The 20,694-nt window shown below is 68.4% G+C and carries 18 protein-coding genes; 8 read left to right on the top strand and 10 right to left on the bottom strand.

Translation table 11 applies throughout. The features are described 5' to 3' along the window. The 4 genes from J2W20_RS18280 to glpD all read right to left on the bottom strand — a co-directional run. A partial coding sequence (locus J2W20_RS18280; protein WP_373458052.1) for a glycerol-3-phosphate dehydrogenase/oxidase occupies positions 1–1,253 on the bottom strand: 1,253 nt, incomplete at its 3' end. A gap of 49 nt (positions 1,254–1,302) precedes the next feature. Then, complete coding sequence (locus J2W20_RS18275) at positions 1,303–2,061, bottom strand: lipoyl protein ligase domain-containing protein (protein ID WP_307008467.1); 759 nt, start codon at positions 2,059–2,061, stop codon at positions 1,303–1,305. Continuing rightward, positions 2,058–3,569: an FGGY family carbohydrate kinase gene (locus J2W20_RS18270; protein WP_307008466.1), complete on the bottom strand. Its 1,512-nt coding sequence runs from the start codon at positions 3,567–3,569 to the stop codon at positions 2,058–2,060. Before J2W20_RS18270 ends, J2W20_RS18275 begins: the two co-directional genes overlap by 4 nt. Next, on the bottom strand, positions 3,566–5,206 hold the full coding sequence (gene glpD / locus J2W20_RS18265; RefSeq protein ID WP_307008464.1) for a glycerol-3-phosphate dehydrogenase: 1,641 nt from the start codon (positions 5,204–5,206) through the stop codon (positions 3,566–3,568). Before glpD ends, J2W20_RS18270 begins: the two co-directional genes overlap by 4 nt. Positions 5,207–5,368: 162 nt before the next feature. Here glpD and J2W20_RS18260 point away from each other — a divergent pair, with 162 nt between their 5' ends. The 8 genes from J2W20_RS18260 to pepD all read left to right on the top strand — a co-directional run bounded on the left by J2W20_RS18260 (position 5,369) and on the right by pepD (position 15,344). Next, a complete protein-coding gene (locus J2W20_RS18260; RefSeq protein WP_307008462.1) occupies positions 5,369–6,373 on the top strand; it encodes a sugar-binding transcriptional regulator in 1,005 nt (334 codons plus the stop codon). 142 nt (positions 6,374–6,515) lie between these two features. After that, positions 6,516–7,463: a 3-keto-5-aminohexanoate cleavage protein gene (locus tag J2W20_RS18255; RefSeq protein WP_307008461.1), complete on the top strand. Its 948-nt coding sequence runs from the start codon at positions 6,516–6,518 to the stop codon at positions 7,461–7,463. Positions 7,464–7,533: 70 nt separating this feature from the next. Further along, a complete protein-coding gene (locus J2W20_RS18250) occupies positions 7,534–8,778 on the top strand; it encodes an epoxide hydrolase family protein (RefSeq protein WP_307008459.1) in 1,245 nt (414 codons plus the stop codon). 211 nt (positions 8,779–8,989) lie between these two features. Beyond that, the gene (locus J2W20_RS18245; RefSeq protein WP_307008457.1) at positions 8,990–10,117 is read left to right on the top strand and encodes a sugar ABC transporter substrate-binding protein; all 1,128 of its coding nucleotides are present in this window, start codon (positions 8,990–8,992) and stop codon (positions 10,115–10,117) included. Positions 10,118–10,192: 75 nt separating this feature from the next. After that, positions 10,193–11,224, top strand: coding sequence for an ABC transporter permease (locus J2W20_RS18240; RefSeq protein ID WP_307008455.1), 1,032 nt, complete (start codon positions 10,193–10,195; stop codon positions 11,222–11,224). Continuing rightward, the gene (locus J2W20_RS18235) at positions 11,221–12,774 is read left to right on the top strand and encodes a sugar ABC transporter ATP-binding protein (RefSeq protein ID WP_307008453.1); all 1,554 of its coding nucleotides are present in this window, start codon (positions 11,221–11,223) and stop codon (positions 12,772–12,774) included. Before J2W20_RS18240 ends, J2W20_RS18235 begins: the two co-directional genes overlap by 4 nt. Positions 12,775–12,778: 4 nt before the next feature. Next, positions 12,779–13,795, top strand: a complete 1,017-nt coding sequence (locus tag J2W20_RS18230) for an ABC transporter permease (RefSeq protein ID WP_307008451.1) — start codon at positions 12,779–12,781, stop codon at positions 13,793–13,795. 85 nt (positions 13,796–13,880) lie between these two features. Further along, positions 13,881–15,344 (top strand): beta-Ala-His dipeptidase, encoded by a 1,464-nt coding sequence (gene pepD, locus J2W20_RS18225; protein WP_307008449.1) that lies wholly within the window; start codon positions 13,881–13,883, stop codon positions 15,342–15,344. 556 nt (positions 15,345–15,900) lie between these two features. On the opposite strand, the gene J2W20_RS18220 is transcribed toward pepD, so the two are convergent. From J2W20_RS18220 to J2W20_RS18195, 6 genes are all read right to left on the bottom strand, one after another. Next, positions 15,901–16,569: a 2-oxo acid dehydrogenase subunit E2 gene (locus J2W20_RS18220; RefSeq protein ID WP_307008447.1), complete on the bottom strand. Its 669-nt coding sequence runs from the start codon at positions 16,567–16,569 to the stop codon at positions 15,901–15,903. Then, a complete protein-coding gene (locus tag J2W20_RS18215) occupies positions 16,566–17,432 on the bottom strand; it encodes a class II fructose-bisphosphate aldolase (RefSeq protein ID WP_307008446.1) in 867 nt (288 codons plus the stop codon). The genes J2W20_RS18220 and J2W20_RS18215 overlap by 4 nt, the downstream gene beginning before the upstream one ends. Before the next feature lie 30 nt (positions 17,433–17,462). Then, positions 17,463–17,705, bottom strand: a complete 243-nt coding sequence (locus J2W20_RS18210; protein WP_066494297.1) for a lipoyl domain-containing protein — start codon at positions 17,703–17,705, stop codon at positions 17,463–17,465. Between the two features lie 36 nt (positions 17,706–17,741). Beyond that, positions 17,742–18,788 carry an alpha-ketoacid dehydrogenase subunit beta gene (locus J2W20_RS18205; RefSeq protein ID WP_307008443.1) on the bottom strand — a complete coding sequence of 349 codons (1,047 nt, stop codon included), beginning with the start codon at positions 18,786–18,788 and terminating at the stop codon, positions 17,742–17,744. After that, complete coding sequence (locus J2W20_RS18200) at positions 18,785–19,771, bottom strand: thiamine pyrophosphate-dependent dehydrogenase E1 component subunit alpha (RefSeq protein ID WP_307008441.1); 987 nt, start codon at positions 19,769–19,771, stop codon at positions 18,785–18,787. The genes J2W20_RS18205 and J2W20_RS18200 overlap by 4 nt, the downstream gene beginning before the upstream one ends. A gap of 91 nt (positions 19,772–19,862) precedes the next feature. Further along, positions 19,863–20,684 carry an HAD-IIA family hydrolase gene (locus J2W20_RS18195; protein ID WP_307008439.1) on the bottom strand — a complete coding sequence of 274 codons (822 nt, stop codon included), beginning with the start codon at positions 20,682–20,684 and terminating at the stop codon, positions 19,863–19,865. Between the last annotated feature and the right edge of the window lie 10 nt (positions 20,685–20,694).

Below are 20,694 nucleotides of genomic sequence, written 5' to 3'. Positions count from 1 at the left end.
AGGTGCTCGGAGAGCGCCCGGAAGGTGGTCCACTTGCCGCCCACGAGGCTGAGCATGGTCTGGCCCGAGCCGCCCGGCAGGGCGGCCCGCTCGATCCGGTAGTCGCGCGAGACGAATCCCGGCGCGGTGTCGTCGTGCCGCGGGAGCGGGCGGACTCCGGAGAACGTGTAGACGATGCTCTCCTTCCCCACCTCGATGGTGGGGAAGACGTGGTGGATGAGGTCGAAGAAGTAGGCGATCTCCTCGTCCGTGCACGTGGGCGTGAGGTCGTCGCCCGCATCGATGTCCGTGGTGCCCACGAGGACCCGTTCGCCCATCGGGTAGATGAGGACGATGCGCCCGTCGCTGTGCTCGAAGAAGATCTCGCGGCCCGCGCAGGCCCTGAGCAGCCCGGGGTGGTCGAGGACGATGTGCGAGCCCTTCGTCCCGCCCATGAACCGGGTGGGTGCGCCGAAGGAACCGTTGGTCTCGTCGACCCAGGCGCCGGTGGTGTTGACCACGACGTCGGCGCTGAAGTCGAACTCCTCCCCGGTGAGCTCGTCGCGGAGCCGCACCGCCGCGCCGTCCTGCGCTGCGTTGCCCGCGGAGACGCCCACGGCGGAGACGTAGTTGGTGGCGCGCGCCTGCGGACCGGCGGCAAGCCCGTCACGCAGCACGTCGAGGGTCAGCCGCTCGGGGTTGTGGACGGAGGCGTCGAAGTAGGTGGCGGTGTACTTCAGGTCGGGGCGCAGCAGCGGGAGCTCGGCGAGGGCCTTGCGGCGTCCCAGGAAGCGGTGGCGCGGGACCGTGCCGCCGTTGCGGGAGAAGGCGTCGTAGAGGCTCAGCCCGAGCTTGATCAGGACGGCGCCGCGCTCCTGCGGCTTCCCGGAGCGGTGGGTGAGGAACCGCAGCGGGGCGTTGAGGATGCCGGAGAAGGTGGAGAAGATCGGAATCGTGGTCTGCAGCGGCTTGACGTAGTGCGGGGCGATCCGCAGGAGACGGTTGCGCTCCACCACAGACTCGTTGACGAGCCGGAACTCGCCGTTCTCCAGGTAGCGGATCCCGCCGTGGATCATGTGCGACGAGGCGCCGGAGGCCCCGTCGCAGTAGTCGCCGCGCTCGACCAGGGCCACGTCGACGCCCTGGAGGGCGAGATCGCGGAAGGTGCCGACGCCGTTGATGCCGCCGCCGACGATCAGGACCTTCGCGTGGGGCCTGGCCTTGAGCGACGCGACCCCCGTGCGGGGGGCGGAAGTCGGGTCGTCGTGCGGCAGATCGGCCACAGGATCCTCCTAATGCTTGGTTCTGCCGAAGGCAGCAATATCAGCTGCACAGCCGTGCAGGGGTGGATGTGAAGGCCACTGAGGCGAGCGTGGCGGTGGCCGGGAGGAGCAGTGCGCGCAGCTCTGAGGCAATGACCCGACGCACGTCCGCTGCGCTTACCCCTGGAACCGAGTCGGCAACTGACCCGACGGTTTCCGGTCGGAAGTCGAGGCACAGTGAGCGGTAGGCGTCGGCGAGAGCTTCGCGGACCGGTTCGGCGGGTTCGACCATGACGACGGCGCTGAGGAGGTATCCGTCCTTGGTCAGCCGCTGGCCTGTCCCGACCAGCTTGGCCCTGCCGGAGTCATTGACGCTGTATTCGCCGCTGCAGTACTCGCCGGGAACGGGGCCGATGCGGGCATCGACCCCCAAGGTCCTGAAGGCGCGGGACAGTGCATCGCCGAAGAGCAGGAAGCGTTCTCGTATATGGAGTCGAGATGAAGGGTGGCGTCCCCACAGGTGGATGACGAGGTCACCTGTTCCGTAGATGGCCAGATGGCCGCCGACCGGTCGGATGATCGGTTCGAAGCCGCGCTGCGCCAGACGTTCCCGAGCCTCTGGGTATCCTGGCCGCCGTGAATCGAGACGGCTGAAGGCTGCAGTGGCGTAAGGAACGGAGATGTTGATTTCCGCTCGGCCACCGTGGCCGAGGGAATCAAGGCGGCGTGCGACCAGCTCCATGTCGTCGCGTCCAGAACGCCTTCCCTGCTCTTGAACCAGGAACAGGGGACCCGGGCCGAAGGGAGCAGGTGCGCTCATGCTGACCCCTCTGCCATGCTCTGCCGGGTGACGGTGCGGACGGCGTCCTGCCATCCCGCATACAGGGCCTCGCGGCGGTCCTCGGACATCTGTGGTTCGAACACCCGGTCCAGCCGCCATCCGGTCGCGAGGTCGTCCTGCCCCCAGAGGCCGACCCCCATGCCGGCCAGGTGGGCGATGCCGAGGGCTGTCCTCTCGAGCTCCGCCGGCCGGCGCACCGGGATGCCGAGGATGTCGGACTGGAACTGGCAGAGCAGGTCGCTGCGGGCCGCGCCGCCGTCGACCTTGAGCTCGGGAACGGCCAGGCCGGAGGCGCACAGGACGTCGACGTTGTCGCGGGTCTGGTACGCCATGGCCTCCACCCCGGCGCGGACCACGTGCTCGGCACCGCTCTCGAGGGTCAGCCCGACGATGCTGGCCCGGCTGTCCCGCGACCAGTGGGGCGCGCACAGCCCGGCGAAGGCGGGCACCACGTAGACGCCGCCCGTGTCCGGCACGCGCGAGGCGACCTCCTCGATCTGCTCCTCGGGCTTGAGCACCCCGAGGCGCTCGCGCATCCACTGGAGCGTCTGGCCGCAGTGGAACACGACGCCCTCGAGCTCGTACGCCGTGGTGCCGGCCACCGTCCAGCCGACGCTGGCCGTCAGCCCGTCCACGACGACCGGCGTGGAGCCGGTGTTGGCCGTGAGCACGCCCGCCGTGCCGTAGGTGTTCTTGACCGAGCCGGACTCGAAGCAGGCCTGCCCGAACATCCCCGCCTGCTGGTCGGCCATGATGGCCATGATGGGGACCGAGGCGGTGCCCGGCAGCCCCACGTCCTGCGGCCGCATCTCGCCGAAGTGCGCGTCTGAGGCGAGGGCCGGGGGCAGCAGGCGCAGCGGGATGCCGCACGCTTCGGCGAGCTTCTCGTCCCAGTCGAGCGCATCGAGCGAGAAGAGTGCCGTCCTGGACGCCTCGCTGTGGTCCGTGAAGTGCGATCTGCCGCCGGTGAGCTGCCAGAGGAGCCACGTGTCCACGGTGCCGGCCGCGAGCTCCCCCCGCTCCGCGCGGACGCGGGCACCCGGAACGTTATCCAGGATCCAGGCGAGCTTCGCCGCGCTGAAGAAGGAGTCGTTGAAGAGGCCCGTCCTGCTCCTGAACTCGGCGTCCAGGCCATCCAGGCGCCAGCCGTCGATGATGGCGTCGGTCTGCTTCGACATCCACATCAGCGCCGGGTGGACGGGTTCGCCGGTGCGTCTGTCCCAGACCAGGCACGTCTCACGGTGGGTGGTGATACCCACCGCCGCGAGATCGTCCGTGGTCGCGCCGACCTTGGCCATCGCCGCCTGCATGCTCCGGCGCTGGGTCTCCCAGAGGGCCATCGGATCGAGCTCCACCCACCGGGGCCGCGGGAACGTCGGGACCACGGGATTGCGTGCCTCGGCGACGATCTCGCCCTCGAGGCTGACCAGGACTGCTCTGGCGCTCGTAGAGCCCTCGTCCAGCGCGAGGACGTACCGCGCAGTCACCGGACCGGTCCCCCCAGGGCGCTGTCCGCCTGCGCGTCGGCGCGGCCGGGAACGGCGAGGCGGGACAGCCAGTCGAAGTACGCGGCGACCTCGCTGGCCTTCCTTTCCTCATCCCAGCCGAGGTGCGAGCCCAGGATGGCCACGGCCTCCTGGACAGCCGGGACCCCGTGGTCGGGTTCGAAGGCGAGGAGCATGCGCCGGGCCAGCACGTCGGTGAGCGTCTTGGCGAACTCGTGCCGCACGGCGAAGACCAGCTCGGCGGCGATGGCTCCCGTTCCCGGGTCCAGCACGGCGAGGAGGCTGCTGTCGCCCTCGGCCTCGCGGACGACGTCGAGTGCTCGGCTTCCATAGAGAGCCACGAGCCGGTCTGCGGTCACCGCTGGCAGGCCACCGGCCAGAAGGTGCCCTCGGGCCTCCTCCAGGTTCCCCGCGGCCCCGGGCAGCGGGAGGTTTGCCGTGGCGCAGGCAGGGCTCTTGCGGCCCAGCCGCTTGAACACGTCGTCGACTGCGTCCTGGGCGAGCTGGCGATACGTTGTCAGCTTCCCTCCGACCACGGTCACCAGGCCGGGGAGGTCGGGGGCGTGGTCGTGGAGGATGTGGCTGCGCGGCACCCGCCACTCGGGCACCCCGGGGGCGTACGGCAGCGGCCGGACCCCGGAGTACGTGAACAGCACGTCGTCCGGCGTCAGGTGCGCCTCGGGGATCAGCTCGTTCACTTCGCCGAGCAGGTACGCCATCTCGTCGGGGTCGCACCTGGCCTCGCCCGGATCGGCGTCGAAGCGGAGGTCGGTGGTGCCGATCAGGTAGCGGCCCATCCAGGGAATCACGAGGACCAGGCGACCGTCGGTCTTGGACTCGTAGTAGACCACGTCGGAGGGCGCCCCGGGGAATGGGTCCACCACGAGGTGGCTCCCCTTCGTCCCGCCGTTGAGCCGCGGCTGCTCGGGCGCCCCGCGCCGGAAGATGCGGTCGATCCACGGACCGGCGACGTTGAAGACGACCGGCGCGAGGGCCTCGTGCATCTCTCCCGTGAGCATGTCGCGGAACCGGACGCCCGCCACCTGCCCTGCCTTCATGACGGGCTCCTCCACCCGTGCCTTGGTCCGGATCACGGCCCCGGCGCCGGCCGCGGCGACGGCCACCTCGGCGCACAGCCGCTCGGCGTACTCGACCTGCCCGTCGGTGAACACGACCGCGCCCCGGAGGCCGTCGTCGGCGATGCCGGGGAACCGCCTGCGTGTCGCCTCGGCACTTAGAACCTCATGGCCCTCGGTCTTCTTGTCGAACGAGAGTGCGTCGTAGAGGTACATCCCCACCCGGATCAGCCACGCCGGGCGCCTGCTGTGGGAGTACATTGGCATGAGGAGGCGCAGCGGCTTCACGAGGTGCGGGGCAAGGCGGAAGAGACGTTCGCGTTCGCGCAGCGACTCCCGCACGAGGGGGAAGTCGCGATGCTCGAGGTAGCGGAGGCCACCGTGGACGAGGCGGCCCGACCAGGCGGATACCCCGCTGCACAGGTCGTCCTGCTCCAGCAGGATCACCCGCAGGCCGCGCACCGCGGCGTCGCGGGCGATTCCGAGCCCGTTGATGCCCCCGCCTACGACGATGAGGTCGAACGGGGCAGCCAGCTCCTCCATTGCAGTTTCCTTCCTGCCGGAACATCGCTAGAATAAATATTTAGCAGTCGCATGGACATTTACGAGTGTCTGCTGCGGCGATCCCGGTGTCAAGGGTCGGGGGTTCCCGTGACGGCGCCCGCCGCGCGATACTCCTCCCTGACAGGCAAGAAACGGAGCACCATGGCTGACAATGACACCCAGCGTCTGATGATCAAAGTGGCGCGGCTCTACCACACGCACGGCGTGCGCCAGACGGAGATCGCCAAGCGTCTCCAGATCTCCCAGTCGCGCGTCTCCCGGCTGCTCGCCCAGGCCGAAGAGGCCTCGATCGTCCGGACCGTCGTCGCAGTGCCCCAGCACATCCATGCCGAGCTCGAGGAGCAGATCGAGGCGCGGTACGGGCTCAGCGAGGTGCACGTGGTCGACACGGTCAGCCACGACGAGTCCGAGGTCAACAAGGATCTCGCCCACACCATGGCATCGCTCCTCTACGAGCTGGCGTTCGAGGTGAAGACGATCGCCTTCACCTCGTGGAGCAAGACGCTGCGGCTCATGGTCGATGCCCTCCTGCCCCTGCGGACGCGCGGCGAGTACGTGGTGGAGACCCTCGGTGACCTCGGCCCGCCCGAGCTGCAGCACGATGCGGCCCGCTCCACCCAGCAGTTCGCCACGCTGACCGGCGCCCAGCCGGTCTTCCTCCGGACCCCGGGAGTCGTGCCCAGCCGCGAGATCAAGGAGCTCCTCATCGCGCGGGACCCGTATGTGCGCATGGCCATGGAGATGCTGGACTCCATCGACATCGCGCTCGTCGGCATCGGCACCTGCGAGCGGGACCCCGAGCTGCGCTCCGGAGACAACTTCTTCACGGACGAGCAGTTCGAGCATGTCCGGGAGCGGGGCGCGGTCGGCGAGGTGTGCCTGCACTTCATCGACGCGGAGGGGAATCCCATCGACTCCGAGCTCGAAGACCTCGTGGTCGGGGTGACGCTGGACCAGCTCCGGAACGCCCGCCACCGGTGGGCCGTGGCCGGTGGGGAACGCAAGCACCAGGCGGTCCGCGCCGCGGTGGCCGGAGGCTGGGTGGACACCCTCGTCACCGATGCGGGAACCGCGGCCTTCCTCCTGGGTGAACCGGCCGGCGCACCCGCCGACGCCGCACAGGCAGCGGCCCGCACCGCCCCCTGACGGCCCCGAGGGCATCGATTCCCCATGGACCGTTGACAGCAGTGTGATCCGCATCGCACGATGAGTGCATATTGAGTACATCTACGAATATCAATTCACCACTGTCATCGGACCGCTCGGTCCGTCGCTCTTGGAGGTAGCCGTGCCTACTGCACTGGACAAGTACGCGGACATGAAACCGCAGTGGGACTATCCGGTGGTCATCGAGTCCCACATCAACGGGGTCCGCACCAAGGAGATGAACCCTAACACCCCGATCACCTACAAGGAGATCGCCGAGGACGCCATCCGGTGCTGGGAGGCCGGCGCGGGCGCCATCCACGCCCACAACACGAGCTTCGACCTGCTCGGCGAGAACGCCTACAAGGACTACATGCGCACGTGGGAGAGCGTTCTTGCCAAGTACCCGGACATCACCTGGTACCCCACGACCTGCAACAACCTCCGGCTGCAGCCGGAGGAGAACGGCTTGGAGCATGTGCCGTTCCTCTACGAAGGCGCGAACGTGCGGATCGGCTGCGTCGACACCGGTCTGACGCTCTTCGCAGTGGACACCGACCAGGAGGGGTACCTCTCGGGGCCAGAGTTCGGATTCAACTTCCAGCGCGTCGCCAGCCAGGTCAAGATGTTCCGAGAACGCGATCTTGCCATGGTCTTCGGCATCTACGAGCCCGGACATCTGCGACACGCGATGCACTACGTGAACCGCGGGCTCTCGACCCCCGGTTCGATGTGGGACTTCTACCTCATCGGCGACTACGGCCTCACCGCCACCGAGCCCATCGGCACCAACGGCATGAAGCCGAGCCTCGAAAGCCTCTACTACTACCTCTGGATGATCGAGGAGGCCGAGGTCAAGCATCCGTGGTACGTCTCGGTCTGGGGCCAGGGTGCGCTGGACGACACCGGGATCCTGCGCAGGGCCATCGAGCTGGGCGGCCACGTCAAGACCGGCCTTGAGCTCTTCTACGACCCGGCACGCAACCCGACCAACCTCGAGCTCCTCCAGCAGGTGCAGGAGATCGCCCGCGAAGTGGGCCGCCCCATCGCCACCCAGCAGGAAGCACGGGCCCTCTACAACATCGCCTGAACGGCACCCGGCGCCCCTTGGCGCCCACGAACTTCATCCTCCTACCCCCCCCATCTCACGAGGAGGCGCAATGGCTGCGCACCACGAAGGCGAGATCCGTCCCTTCACGATCTCCATCCCCGAAGAAGACCTCAAAGACATGTATGAGCGGCTCCGCAAGACCCGCTATCCGCAGGACTTCGCCAACGACGACTGGCGGTACGGCTACAACACGGCGTACCACAAGCAGCTCGTCGACTACTGGATCGACGAATACGACTGGCGGGACGTGGAGCGGCGGATGAATGAGCTGCCCCACTTCAAGACGGACCTGATGGGCGTGCCACTCCACTTCATCCATGCGAAGGGGAAGGGGCCCAACCCGATGCCCCTCCTCATCCACCATGGGTGGCCCTGGACGTTCTGGGACCTGCGCAAGGTAATCGGCCCCCTGACCGACCCCGCGAGCTACGGCGGTGACCCTGCGGACTCCTTCGACGTCGTCCTCATCTCCCTCCCCGGCTACGGCTTCTCCTCTCCGCTCACGGAGCCGGGGTGGAACTGGTGGCGGACTGCCGACCTCGAGAACACGCTCATGAAGAAGGTGCTCGGCTACGAGAAGTACGCCACCGCGGGAGGGGACTGGGGCGCCCTCGTGGCCCAGCAGCACGGCCACAAGTACGAGAAAGATGTCTTCGGTGTCTACACGCACTTCCCGGCCCAGATGAGCCACTACCTCGCCGAGCACCCCGACGCCCCTCCGGGGGTGAAGTTCGACCCCGTCCTTGGCCTTCCGGCCGCGGAGGAGTACGACGACTCGACCGAGAAGGGATGGTTCGAACGCGGCAAGCTTTTCGTGCAGAACGAGAGTGGCTACGGGGAGATCCAGCTGACCAAGCCGCAGACGCTCGCGGCCCTCGTCGCCGACTCGCCCGCCGGCCAGCTGGCGTGGATCACCGAGAAGCGCTACTTCTGGGGACTCGAGGAGCGAGGTGTCGGCACCGAGCCCTTCGAGCGGGTGTGGCCCAAGGAGGACCTTGTCACGACCGCGGCCGTCTACTTCCTCACCAACACCGGCGGGACCTCCTCGCGCTACTACTGGGAATGCCGCGGGAACCCGTGGCGACCCAGCCACGACCGACTGCCCGTGGTGGGGGCCCCCACGGCGGTGTCCATCTACCCGGGGGAGATCTACAAGCCGCCGCGCACGTGGACCGAGAAGTACTTCAACCTCCAGCAGTACAGGGTCCATGACGAGGGCGGCCACTTCGCCCCCCTCGAGGTGCCAGACACGTATGTCGACGACGTGAGGACCTTCTTCCGCACCTTCCGCTGACGCCTCGCCCCCACCCACAGAGGGAGGATCCTGCCCCGCAGGATCCTCCCTCTCTTCGTCCCGCCGGCTTCCTTCCGGCAGCGCGGGGATTTGATCCCTTGACACGTAGAAGTGACGTGCCGCACACTCGAAGAATCCAAATGCAGGCCCTGAATTCTTATTCAGAGGGCCTGCAGGCAATCTCGGGCCATCTCTTACGAAGGAGTCACTGATGCCCCTCAGGAATACGATTCGTCGGCGGCTGGCGGCCGGTGCGGCCGCAGTCGGCCTGCTGGCGGCGATGACGGCGTGCACCTCGACGTCGGCTGCGTCGTCCAAGCCGATCGACAAGAAGGACATCGTCCTCGTCGCCTCGGTCATCAACACCACCAACCCCTACATGGCATCGATGATCCAGGGGGCCCAGGCCCTGTCGAAGAAGCTCGGCGTCCCACTGGAGATCGTCGACTCCCAGGGGAGCTCGCAGACGGAGATCTCGAAGATCCAGGCCATCCTCGCCCAAGGCAAGAAGGTCGCACTCATGGTCAACACGGTCGCGAGCTCGGATGCGCCGCCGATCGTCAATGCGGTCAAGGCCGCCGGCGGCTACGTGAGCGTGTGGTGGAACAAGCCGGACAACTACGAGCCCTGGAACGTCGGCGACAACTTCGTCGCATTCCAGAAGTACTCCGGGGTCCAGAGCGGGGAGTGCACGGCGGACGCCCTCGCGAAGAGCATCGGCGAGAAGGGGAACATCGTCGCCCTCGCCGGCGTGCAGGACAGCACCACGAGCCAAACCCGCGTGGCCGGGCTGAAGGAGGCTCTGAAGGCCTACCCGAACGTGCACCTGCTCGACACGCAGCCAGCCAACTGGGACCCCCAGCAGGCGGTGGGCGTGACCCAGAACCTCATGGCGAAGTACGGCAACCAGATCAACGGCATCTGGTCGGCCGACGACGGCATGACCATCGGTGCGATCCAGGCCGTGCAGAACGCCGGGCGCATCAACGACGTCAAGTTCGCCACGGACGGCCTCTACCCGCAGGAGGTCGCCGACATGCAGAAGCACATGGGCAACGACGCGATCGTGGGCGAGACCTTCCACCGCGGCTTCATGGCAGCAGCGATCGGCCTGTACACCGCCTACCAGGCGGCGACCGGTGCGATCAAGCCCTCGGAGCTGCCCCACGAGAAGCGAGACAGCCTCTTCAAGCTCAGCTGCGTGACCCCGCAGAACCTCTCCGACTTCACCAAGTACGACAGCAACATCGACGGCTGGATGGACGACCTGGTGAAGGACGGCCCGTGGGACACCCCTCCCACCCCCCTGGTCGGCGGCGGTCCGGAGAAGCTGCCCTGACGGCCCCGCGCGGCGGCTCCGTCAGGAGTCCGGGCGGAGCCGCCGCGCACCGCGACAACAGCAGGTGAGAGAGCAATGACAGCAAACGACAGCGGCACGGGCCTCCTAGACCCAGTACCCGCCCAGAAGAGCCCCACCCCGAGCCGGCGCCGCTTCGACGTCAAGAACCTCGGCGAGGCCGCCGCCCTGATCGCCCTGATCGTGGTGTTCGCGGCGCTCAACCCCACATCCTTCCTCAGCCCGGACAACGCCCGGACGATCCTAGACCACGCCGCACTTCCCCTGGTCATCGGAGTCGGGTCGACCCTCGTCATCCTGACCGGCTCCATCGACCTCTCCGTGGAGGGCATCATGGGGGCCGCAGGCATGGCCTTCGTCCTCCTCTCGGCCAACAGCCGCGGCACTGCCGACCTAGGCTTCTGGGCCATTCCGGCCGCCCTGGCAGTCGGTGCCGGACTTGGACTGGTCAACGGCCTCGTGCACACCCGCCTCAAGGTGCCGTCCTTCATCGTGACCCTCGGCGTCTGGTTCGTCGGGCTCGGCATCGCCACGCTGCTGTTCGGCCAGGCGTCCATCCCGTTCCTCTCCGACCAGGGACTCAAGTCCTGGCCGACGAGCCTCACCCTCGGCATTCCGAACTCGTTCCTCCTTGCCGCCATGGTGGCCCTGCTCGGCATCGGCGTCACCCGGTTCACCCGCCTCGGCCGCTTCGCCTACGCGATCGGCGACAGCGAGGAGATCGCCCGGGCCAACGGCGTGCCCGTCGGCAGGTACAAGGTCTACGTCTTCGTGGCTGCAGGGGCCTGCAGCGCCGGCGCGGGAATCCTCGCCAGCCTGCAGCTCGGCGCGGGCTCGGCCACGGTCGGAACGGGCAACCTCTTCCTCACCATCGCCGCCGTCGTTATCGGCGGGACCTCCCTCGCAGGAGGGAAGGGCGGGATCCTCCGCACCGCAGTCGGGGTGCTGATGCTCACCGTCCTGAACAACGGGCTCATCCTCAGCGGCGTCAGCCCGAACCTCCAGTCCGCGGTGTCCGGAGCAGTCCTCATCGCGGCTGTCCTCGCCGCAGCCTGGCCCCATCGCAGCAGATTGAGGATCGTCAAATGACCCACGCCTCCGTGGCTCCCGCCACAGCACTCAACAGCCCCGCCCTGAAGCTCACCCGCGTCTCGAAGTCCTTCGGCCCCGTCCAGGCCGTGAAGGACATCTCCCTGGAGATCCCCCGGCACGAAGTCGTCGGCCTGATCGGTGAGAACGGTGCCGGCAAGTCCACGCTCCTGAAGATCCTCACCGGCCTCCACCAGCCCGACTCGGGCGTGATCGAGGCCGACGGCCGCGAGGTGAAGTTCCGCCGGCCGCAGGACGCGGTGGCAGCCGGGATCGGCGTCGTCCACCAGGAGCAGTCGCTCCTGACGAACCTCTCCGTGGCCGAGAACATCGCGATGAACGCCCTCTCCTCGAAGGATGCGGCCACCCGGTACGGCTTCTACCGCTGGAACCGCCTCAACCAGGAGGCCTCGAAGGTCCTCGAGCGTGTCGGCTCCACCATCGATCCCCGCACGACCGTGGGCGACCTGTCCTTCGTGGACCGCCAGATGGTGGAGATCGCCCGCGCGCTGCGCGTCGACGAGGCCGTCCATGCCGCGCCCCTGGTCATCCTCGACGAACCCACGGCAGTCCTGGAGCGAAACGAGACGGAGATCCTCGAGCGCGAGATCCGCGCCCTCAAGCGCATCGGCTCGGTGCTCTTCGTCTCGCACCGACTCGACGAGATCCTCCGGATCTGCGACCGCGTGATTGTCATGCGTCACGGAGAAGTCGTGGCCGACCGGCGGCGGGAATCCGTAACCGAGGACGACCTCTTCCGGCTCATGATCGGCCACGAGGCCAAGGCCACCCCGAAGCAGCGGGCCGAGCGGAAGGCGCCCGAGCCTGCCGTGCTCGAGGTCAAGGACCTGAAGAAGAAGGGCCAGTTCAAGGACATCTCCTTCTCCCTCGCCCCGGGCCGGTGCACAGCCATCGTCGGCGCCCTCGGCTCAGGACGCGAATCCCTCAGCCGAGCGATCTTCGGCGCCGAGACGTTCGACTCGGGCACGATCGCCGTCGCCGGCGGTGCCGTCCGATCGTGGTCCATTCGCAGGGCGGTGCGCTCGGGCCTGGCCTACATCCCCGCGGAGCGGAAGGTGGAAGGCATGGTCGGCGGCTTCAGCGCCGCCGAGAACCTCACCCTCGCCCACCCCGGGAAGGCCGCGTGGGGCCCCTTCCTGAAGCGACGCACGCAGGCGAAGGCGGCAGCCGACTGGTTCGAGCGGCTCGACATCCGGCCGCGCAACCCGCGCCTCCGGCTCGCGAGTTTCTCCGGCGGCAACCAGCAGAAGGTGGTCCTCGCCAAATGGCTCGCATCTGACGAGCTGAAGATCCTCCTCCTCGACCACCCCCTCAGAGGCCTCGACCCCGGAGCCGCCCAGACGGTGAACGAACAGATCCGTGCCGCTCAGACTGCCGGCGCCGCCGTCGTCCTCCTCCCCGACACGCTCGAGGAGGCGCTCGAGATGGGCGACGACGTCCTCGTGATGCGCGACGGCGAGATCACCGGCAGCTTCGACCTCTCCGTCGAGTCGCCCACAGCCCTAGACCTCCTGGAAAAGATGGTGTGATCCCATGACACACAACGCCGTTCTCCGACCGGAGCCGCTCTCCGCCCCCTCCTCAGGCAAGCAGAAGCGGGCGAACCTTCGTCCCGCCGGCCTATGGCAGACGGTGGGCCCAATCGCCGTCTTCATCGCCCTGTTCGCCCTGGTGGCCGTCCTGACTCCGACCTTCGTCACGGGCGGCGGTCTCGGCATCCTGACCGTGCAGGCAGCGCCCATCCTGCTCGTGGCCCTGGGCCAGGCGATGGTGCTCAACCTCGGCTCCATCGACCTCTCCAACGCCGCCACCGTGGTTCTCTCTGCGATGATCCTCGCGCAGGCGCTGGAGCCCCTCGGGCCCGCGGCTCCCCTGCTCACGCTCGTCGTGGTGACCCTGATCGGCGCCGTGAACGGGTTCCTGATCGCCTTCGGCCAGATCCCGTCGTTCGCCCTCACGCTCGGCACGCTCGGCATCGTGCAGGCTGCATCACTCGAGGTCAGCCACGCGACAACCGTCTACGCCACCGCCAACACGGACCTGCTCGCCCCGCTGTTCGGCACCGCGATCGCGGGCCTGCCCATGGCCTTCTGGGTCGGCGTCGTGTGCGCCGTCGTTCTCTGGGCCGTGCTCCGGTTCACCCGGGCCGGGCAGGGGATGACCGCCGTTGGCCTCAACGAGAGCGGCGCCCTCTTCTCCGGCCTCAGGACGCGCTGGCTGAAGGTGGCAGCGTTCGCCCTCTCGGGCCTGCTGTCCGGGCTGGCCGGTGTGCTCGTCATCGCCCAGGCGGGCGCCGCCTCCTCCTTCGGGCTCGGCAGCGATCTGCTGCTCCCGGGCATCACCGCCGCGATTGTGGGCGGCACGGCCATCACCGGCGGTGTCACGAATCCGATCAACATCGTCTTCGGCTCCCTCACCGTGGGCCTCGTGCCCATCGGCGCGACTGCGGTGGGCATCAGCCCCCAGGCCCAGAGCCTCGTCTACGGGCTCGTCATCATCGTCGCCGTAGCCCTGACCATGGGCAGGAAGCGCCAGGGCGTGGTGAAGTAGCCCCGGACCGCTCACCCAGCCTCCACGACCACCATCCGGGCCGCCCTTAGCGGGCGGCCCGGGCAGCCAGAGAAGGAACAGCCCGATGCCCACCCTCACATCGATCCAGCCCCAAGAGGTGTTCTCGTTCTTCGAGAGCCTGTCCAACATCCCCCGCGGCTCCGGCAATGAGAAGGAGGTCGCCGACTGGGTCGTCGACTTCGCCCGCGAGCGTGGCCTCGAGGCGACGCAGGATGATCTGCACTGTGTCCTCGTGAAGAAGCCCGGTCAGCATGGCTTGGAGGGCGCACCGCCGCTGATCCTTCACGGGCACCTGGACATGGTGTGCGAGAAGGAGGACGGCGTCACCCACGACTTCGAACAGGATCCGATCGAGCTCCTCCTCGACGGTGACTTCGTCACGGCGAACGGGACCTCCCTCGGGGCCGACAACGGCATCGGCGTCTCCTACATCCTTGCGCTCCTGGACTCGAAGGACATCCCGCATCCGCCGCTCGAGGCGGTCCTGACCGCCATGGAGGAGAAGGGGAAGGTGGGAGCCGCCCAGTTCGACACGTCGAAGCTGTCCGGGAAGCGGATGATCGACTTCAACTGGATCACCGACAAGGAGATCCTCGCCGGCTGCAGTGGCGACGTGACCTTCACCGTCGACGTGCCCGCAGAGTGGGCGCCGGTGCCGGACACGCACACCGAGACGCGCCTGCTCAAGGTCCGCGGCCTGGCTGGCGGCCACTGCGAATTCGACATCCATCTGGAGCGTGCGAACGCCGTCCTCATTCTGGCGCGGGCTCTGACGACCCTGATGGACCGGTTCGACGTCAGGATCAGCGACCCCTACGGTGGAGCGCAGAACAACGCCATTCCGGCGGATGCCCAGGTCGTGCTGTCGCTGCGGCCGGAGAACGTTTCCGGCGTGGCCGACGCCGTCTCCGAACTCGAGCGCACGCTGCTCAACGAGTACCGCAAGGCCGATCCGGGCATCCGGCTCGAGCTCGATTCGGCGGAGCGCCCGGGGCACGCCTTCTCGGCGGCTGCGGGGGCACGCTTCGCGCGGCTCACCGCGCTGATCCCGAACGGCGTCCTGAGCTGGAGCCTGACGGTGCCGGGCATCGTGGAGAGCTCGAACAACCTCGGGACGGTCCGCACCACGGCGGACGGTGCGCGGCTCATGTCGACCATCACGGCGGCCGTCACCTCGCGCAAGCACGAGATCCTCGACAGGGTGCGCTCGTTGGTCGCCCTCGCGGGCGGCGGCGCGTCGGTCGAGCAGTACGGGCTCGACGCGCCGGAGTTCCCCTACCGGCCGGACTCGAAGCTCCTCGACGTCGCCCGGAAGGCCTACTCGGAGGTCATGGGCACCGATCCCGAGGTCCACGTCTCCCAGTGCAGCCTCGAGCTGGGCATGTTCAGCCAGAAGCTGCCAGGCCTCGACATCATCTCGATCGGCACCGAGCTCCATGACCTCCACTCCCCCAAGGAGTCGGTGAACTTCACCTCGGTGGCGCGCGTGTGGCCCCTCATCCGCGAGGTGGTGAGCCGCCTCCACTGACGGCGACGACGCGAACGGCTCCCCCGGGGCCGGGCTTGAGGGCCCGGAACCGGGGGAGCCATTTGTCTTTCCGGGTTTCGGGGCCGGGTGGTCGCTCGCCGGCCACCCACCCGGCCCCACGGAGCGCAAGAGGACGGGTCGCCGTCGATGCTGGTGGGGCCTGCTGTCCTGGACCTTCCGGCCCGAGCACCTCGGCGGCGCGACCTGATGCTGGTGCAGGGCGCCCTCCTGCTTGTGGTGACGTGCAGGCCATCCGGCAGTGGTCATCGACCAGTTAGTGGAACGCACGTCGTCAGCCGATAGGGGCCTCATGGTCGCGGTTTCCCCTGGTCCTGCTCGAGGAGGCCCCAGCCGCCGCGGTCGAGGGATCCCGGCAGGGAGCGAGAATGTGTGCGGGCCCTCGCTGTGTTAAGCCGGGAGGACAGGCCACAGTCCGCTCACAGGGTGTTCCGTCGTAGATCAGCGTCGCTGCCCACTTCCTGCCTGGGCACGGCAAGAGGGCGCCCCCGGCCTTCCCGGCCGGGGGCGCCTTATGCTGCAGTGGCCTCAGCCCGCGCTATGCGGTCTCCAGGCGGTCCTTCACCGCGGTGAGGAATCGGGCGCCGGTCGCGCCGTCCACGGCCCGGTGGTCGCACGTCAGGGTGATCCGGGCCCGAGGGCGCCAGCTGATAGTGCCGTCGCGATCCCTGACCTGCTCCTCGCGCGTGGTGCCGATGGCGAGAATCGCCACCTGGGGCACGTTGAGGATGGCATCGAAGTAGTCGATGCCCAGCATGCCCAGGTTGGAGACGGTGAAGGTCCCGTCCGAGACGTCCGCCATCGTCAGGCTTCCCTGGCGGGCACGCTGGGCGAGGTCGCGCCTCGCCTCCGCGATGCCCGTCAGGTCGAGCCGGGCCGCATCCTTGACGACCGGGACCATGAGTCCCGCCGGGGTGTCGACGGCGAGGCCGAGGTTGACCTGGCCGAAGGCCGTCACGGCCTCGTCGGCGTAGTGGGCGTTGATCGCGGGATGCTCCAGGAGCGCCGCCGCGCAGGCGGCGAGGATGGCGTCCGTGACCGTGGCCCCCGGGGCGCGCTCCTTCACGGAGAGCGCCGCTCCCATGTCAGCGCTCGTCGAGAGGTGGAATGCCGGCGCGCCCCAGGCGGCCGTCATCCGCCGCGCGGCCGTGCGCCGGATGCCCTTGAGGGGGGTGGTGACGCTGTCCTCGCGCTGCTCGGTGGTCACTGCTGGACCAGCTGTCGGCGGTGCTGGGCCTTGCCGGCACAGCCGTAGAGCTTCATTTTCTGGACGGTTGCCTCGATCATGCGCTCGCGGCCTTCTGCCATGGCCTCCTCGAGCTGGCGGTCGCCCTGGGCCCAGACGTCCTCGATGCCCGAGCGGAAGGCGAGGCGGAGGTCCGTGTCGGCGTTGAACTTGTGCACGCCGGCGGCCATCGCGGCGAGGATCTCGTTGTCGGGCACCCCGGAGGCGCCGTGCAGGACCAGGGGGATGCCGACCGCGGCCTCGATCTGCTTGACGCGCTGGATGTCGAGCGGCTGCGGCTTGGCGAGGGGCACGCCGTGGACGATGCCCACGGAGATCGCGAGGAAGTCGACCCCGGTCTCGGCCACGAACCGCTCGGCCTGGGCCACGTCGGTGTAGTACGAGGACCAGTCGACCTGTTCGTCGGCGTTGGGGATCTTGCCCAGCTCGGCCTCAACGGGGATGCCGAAGGCGTGGGCCACCTCGACCACCCGGCGGGTGGTGCGGATGTTCTCCTCGAACGGAAGGTGCGCGCCGTCGTACATGATGGACGTGAAGCCGAGCTTGATCGCCTCGAAGACCTCGTCCCACGGGCCGTGGTCCAGGTGGATGACGTAGTCCGCGTCCGATTCCTCGGCTATCCGCCGGGTCATCTCGTAGGCCTTCTTGAGGCCCATGTGCGGGACGATCGCCCGTCCGACTTGGAGGAAGACCGGAGACTGGGCGCGCTCGGCAGCCCTGACGAGGGCCTCGGTGGTCTCCTCGTTGTGCATGTTGAACGCTCCGACGGCGTAGCCGCCGCTGGTGGCCTCGTCGACAATCTGGCGGGGGTCAACCTGTGACATGGTCCCTGTCCCTTCCTGCTCTCGGCCCGGTCAGGCCGTCTCGATGTAGGCCAGCACGGCGCGGACCTCGACGGTCTCGCCCTCGGGGACGACGATCTCGGCCAGGACGCCGGAGGCGGGAGACTCGAGGGTCTCCTCGACCTTCTCCGCCTCGACCTCGGCGAGCGGTTCGTCTTCGGCGACGCTGTCGCCGACGTTCTTGAGCCACGTGGCAACGGTGCCCTCGCTCATGCCCATACCCCACTGCGGCAGCAGGACCTCGACTCTAGCCATGTCTTTCTCTCCTTCAATCGGTGTTCTGTAGGACCGTCACATCCGCGGCGCGGGCGACGTCAGTTCTGGGTTGGAGGTGCTCGCCATCAGGCCGGTGACCCGCCGGATGGCGTCCTCGATCTTGGCCCGGTTTGGGTACAGCTGCTTCTCCAGCGCCGGGCTGAACGGGATCTGCGTGTCCGGCGTCGTGACCCGCATGATCGGCGCCCTGAGCGACTCGAAGGCCTCCTCCGCGACGATCGCCGAGATCTCCGCCGCCGCGGAGCACGTGCGGTGCGCGGGATCGGCGATCACGAGCCGGCCGGTGCGCTGCACGGACCGGATCACCGCCTCAGTGTCGAACGGCACGAGGGTGCGCGGGTCGATCACCTCGACCGAGAGGCCGTCCTCTGCCAGGGCCTCTGCCGCCGCGAGGGCCTCGGGCACGGCGCTGGAGATCGCCACCACCGTGACATCGCTCCCCTGGCGTGCCACTCGGGCCTGGCCGAACGGGATCCAGAACTCCTCCTCGGGCACCTCGCCCTTGCTCCCCCAGAGCATGCAGGCCTCGAAGGTCAGCACCGGGTCGTCGGTGTCGACCGCAGTGCGCAGGAGCCCCTTGGCGTCGTACGGGGTGGCGGGAACGATGATCTTCAGCCCGGGGACGTTCATGAACATCGGGTACGGGCGGTCCGAGTGGTGCGCTCCGGTGTTGAGCCCATAGAACATCGCCGAGCGGAAGACCACGGGGATGGAGGCCTGGCCGCCGAACATGTACCGGTTCTTGGCCGCCTGATTCACGAACTGGTCCATGGCCATGTACAGGAAGCTCGAGTACGAGAGGTCCACGATGGGGCGCAGGCCCGTCATCGCGGCGCCGATAGCCGAACCGACGATGACCTCCTCGGAGATCGGGGTGTTGCGGATCCGGTTGGACCCGAACATCTCCAGGAAGTCGCCCTTGTCCTTGCGGGACTTGCCGGCGCCCGTGGTGCCGTAGACGTTGGCCTCGACGTCCTCGCCGATGATGACGACCCGCTCGTCGGCCTCCATGGCCTCGCGCTGGGCGGCACCGATGGCGCCGAGGTAGCTCATGACAGTCATGCGATCGCTCCGATCGGTTCGGTGTAGAGGTCTTTGAAGGCGACGCTGGGGTCCGGGTAGGGGCTCTCGTCGGTGAAGCGCACCGCCTCGTCGACCTCGGCCATGACCTCGGCCTCGAGGGCGTCCAGCTCCTCGGCGGAGGCCACCCCTTCACGTTCGAGATGCTGGCGGAACAGGACGATCGGGTCACGCTCGACCCAGGCCGCCTTCTCGCTCGCGTCGCGGTAGTCGGTGCCGAGGCGCAGGCCCTCGGAATGCTCGTTGAAGCGGTAGGTGACCACCTCCACGAGGGAGGGGCCCTCTCCGCGGCGGGCGCGCTCGACCGCCTCGGCCACGGCCTCGTGGACCGCGAGGACGTCCTGGCCGTCCTCGACGCGCACGCCGGGCATGCCGAATCCGGCGGCGCGCTCGGCGATGACGCCGGAGGTGACCGTGTGGGCCGGGGTCGAGAGCGCGTACTGGTTGTTCTCGCAGAGGAAGACGACGGGCAGCTTCCAGACGCCGGCGAGGTTCATCGCCTCGTACAGGCAGCCCTGGTTGGCGGCGCCGTCCCCGAAGAACGCCAGAGAGACCTTGCCGTTGCCGAGCACCTTGCTCGACAGCGCCGCACCCGTGGCGATCGGGATCGAGGAGCCGACGATGCCCGACTCCCCCAGGCTGCCGACGGCGAAGTCCGCAAGGTGCAGGGAGCCGCCCTTGCCCTGACACACTCCGGTGGCCTTGCCCACGAGCTCGGCCATCAGCGGGCCCAGCGGCGAGCCCTTCCCGATCGGGTGCCCGTGGCTGCGGTGGTTCCCGGACATGTAGTCGCCGTCGCCGAGCGCCATGCAGGCGCCTACGACCTGGGCCTCCTGGCCGATGCTCGTGTGCACGGTTCCCGGGATCTGCCCGCGCTTGACCATGCGCGAGGCCCGCTCATCGAAGCGGCGGATCCGCAGCATGCGCCGCTGCATCTCCAGCTGGGTGGTTGGGGAGAGATCCATCATTCCTCGCTTTGAGTAAATATTCTTGATCTGAATTGAAATTCTACCGATGGGTGCGGCCATGGAGCAAGGGCTTCTTCAACCTGGTTTCCTAGGCCCTGGCGAACGGGGCCAGGAGCGCGTCGATCCGCGGCAGCACGTAGGTGGGCTGCCGGTCCCGCGGAAGCTGGCGCGCCATCTCCTCGGTGCTCTCACCCGTCAGGACGAGTGCGGAGTCGATGCCGGCCGAGGCAGCCATGGCGATGTCGGTGTGCAGCCGGTCGCCCACCATGAGGCACTGCGCCCCAGGCAGGCCCAGCACCTCGAGCGCCGTCGTGAGCATGACGGCCGCGGGCTTGCCCACGTTCGCCTCGCACTTCGCCCCGGTGCTCGCCTCGATGGCGGCGATCACCGCCGCGGCGTCCGGTTCGCCCCGGCCCTGCGGCATGGGGCAGTAGGCGTCGGGATTCGTCGCGACCAGCCGCGCCCGCCGGTACTGCCACAGCGCGTCGAACGCGATCTGCAGCTTGCGGTAGTCGAAGCCGCGGTCGTAGCTGGCCACGACCACATCGACCTCCCGCGGGTCCTCGGTCAGGCGGAAGCCCGCCGCTCTGATGGCCCGCACGAGGGGGTCCTCGCCGATGACGAAGACCGCTGCGCCCGGCGCCTCCCGCCGCAGCCACGCAACGATCGTGACCAAGGGGTTCACGATCCGCTCCGGCGAGGTGGCCAGGCCGAGCCTGGTCAGCTTGTCGGCGTACATCTGGGGGTCCTTGGTGGGATTGTTCGACAAGAAGAGGGTCTCCCGGCCGGAGCTGCGCAAGCCCCTGATGAGGTCCTCGGCGCCGGGCAGGAGCTCGTCTCCGAGGTAGATCGTGCCGTCGAGGTCGAAGAGGTAGCCCTCGTAGGCCTTCACGGCCGTGGCATCGGGCACCTCCGGCGCC

The sequence above is a fragment of the Sinomonas atrocyanea genome, assembly GCF_030812675.1.
In the GTDB taxonomy this organism is placed as follows: domain Bacteria; phylum Actinomycetota; class Actinomycetes; order Actinomycetales; family Micrococcaceae; genus Sinomonas; species Sinomonas atrocyanea_B.
This window is presented reverse-complemented; position numbering and strand designations above follow the sequence as displayed.

What these genes read in the sequence shown, in the direction of transcription:
- J2W20_RS18230 (WP_307008451.1), top strand. Translation starts at nt 12,779, where the DNA reads ATGACACACAACGCCGTTCTCCGACCGGAGCCGCTCTCCGCCCCCTCC.
- J2W20_RS18275 (WP_307008467.1), bottom strand. Translation starts at nt 2,061, where the DNA reads ATGAGCGCACCTGCTCCCTTCGGCCCGGGTCCCCTGTTCCTGGTTCAA.
- pepD (WP_307008449.1), top strand. Translation starts at nt 13,881, where the DNA reads ATGCCCACCCTCACATCGATCCAGCCCCAAGAGGTGTTCTCGTTCTTC.
- J2W20_RS18200 (WP_307008441.1), bottom strand. Translation starts at nt 19,771, where the DNA reads ATGGATCTCTCCCCAACCACCCAGCTGGAGATGCAGCGGCGCATGCTG.
- glpD (WP_307008464.1), bottom strand. Translation starts at nt 5,206, where the DNA reads ATGGAGGAGCTGGCTGCCCCGTTCGACCTCATCGTCGTAGGCGGGGGC.
- J2W20_RS18215 (WP_307008446.1), bottom strand. Translation starts at nt 17,432, where the DNA reads ATGTCACAGGTTGACCCCCGCCAGATTGTCGACGAGGCCACCAGCGGC.
- J2W20_RS18245 (WP_307008457.1), top strand. Translation starts at nt 8,990, where the DNA reads ATGCCCCTCAGGAATACGATTCGTCGGCGGCTGGCGGCCGGTGCGGCC.
- J2W20_RS18235 (WP_307008453.1), top strand. Translation starts at nt 11,221, where the DNA reads ATGACCCACGCCTCCGTGGCTCCCGCCACAGCACTCAACAGCCCCGCC.
- J2W20_RS18210 (WP_066494297.1), bottom strand. Translation starts at nt 17,705, where the DNA reads ATGGCTAGAGTCGAGGTCCTGCTGCCGCAGTGGGGTATGGGCATGAGC.
- J2W20_RS18250 (WP_307008459.1), top strand. Translation starts at nt 7,534, where the DNA reads ATGGCTGCGCACCACGAAGGCGAGATCCGTCCCTTCACGATCTCCATC.
- J2W20_RS18205 (WP_307008443.1), bottom strand. Translation starts at nt 18,788, where the DNA reads ATGACTGTCATGAGCTACCTCGGCGCCATCGGTGCCGCCCAGCGCGAG.
- J2W20_RS18260 (WP_307008462.1), top strand. Translation starts at nt 5,369, where the DNA reads ATGGCTGACAATGACACCCAGCGTCTGATGATCAAAGTGGCGCGGCTC.
- J2W20_RS18240 (WP_307008455.1), top strand. Translation starts at nt 10,193, where the DNA reads ATGACAGCAAACGACAGCGGCACGGGCCTCCTAGACCCAGTACCCGCC.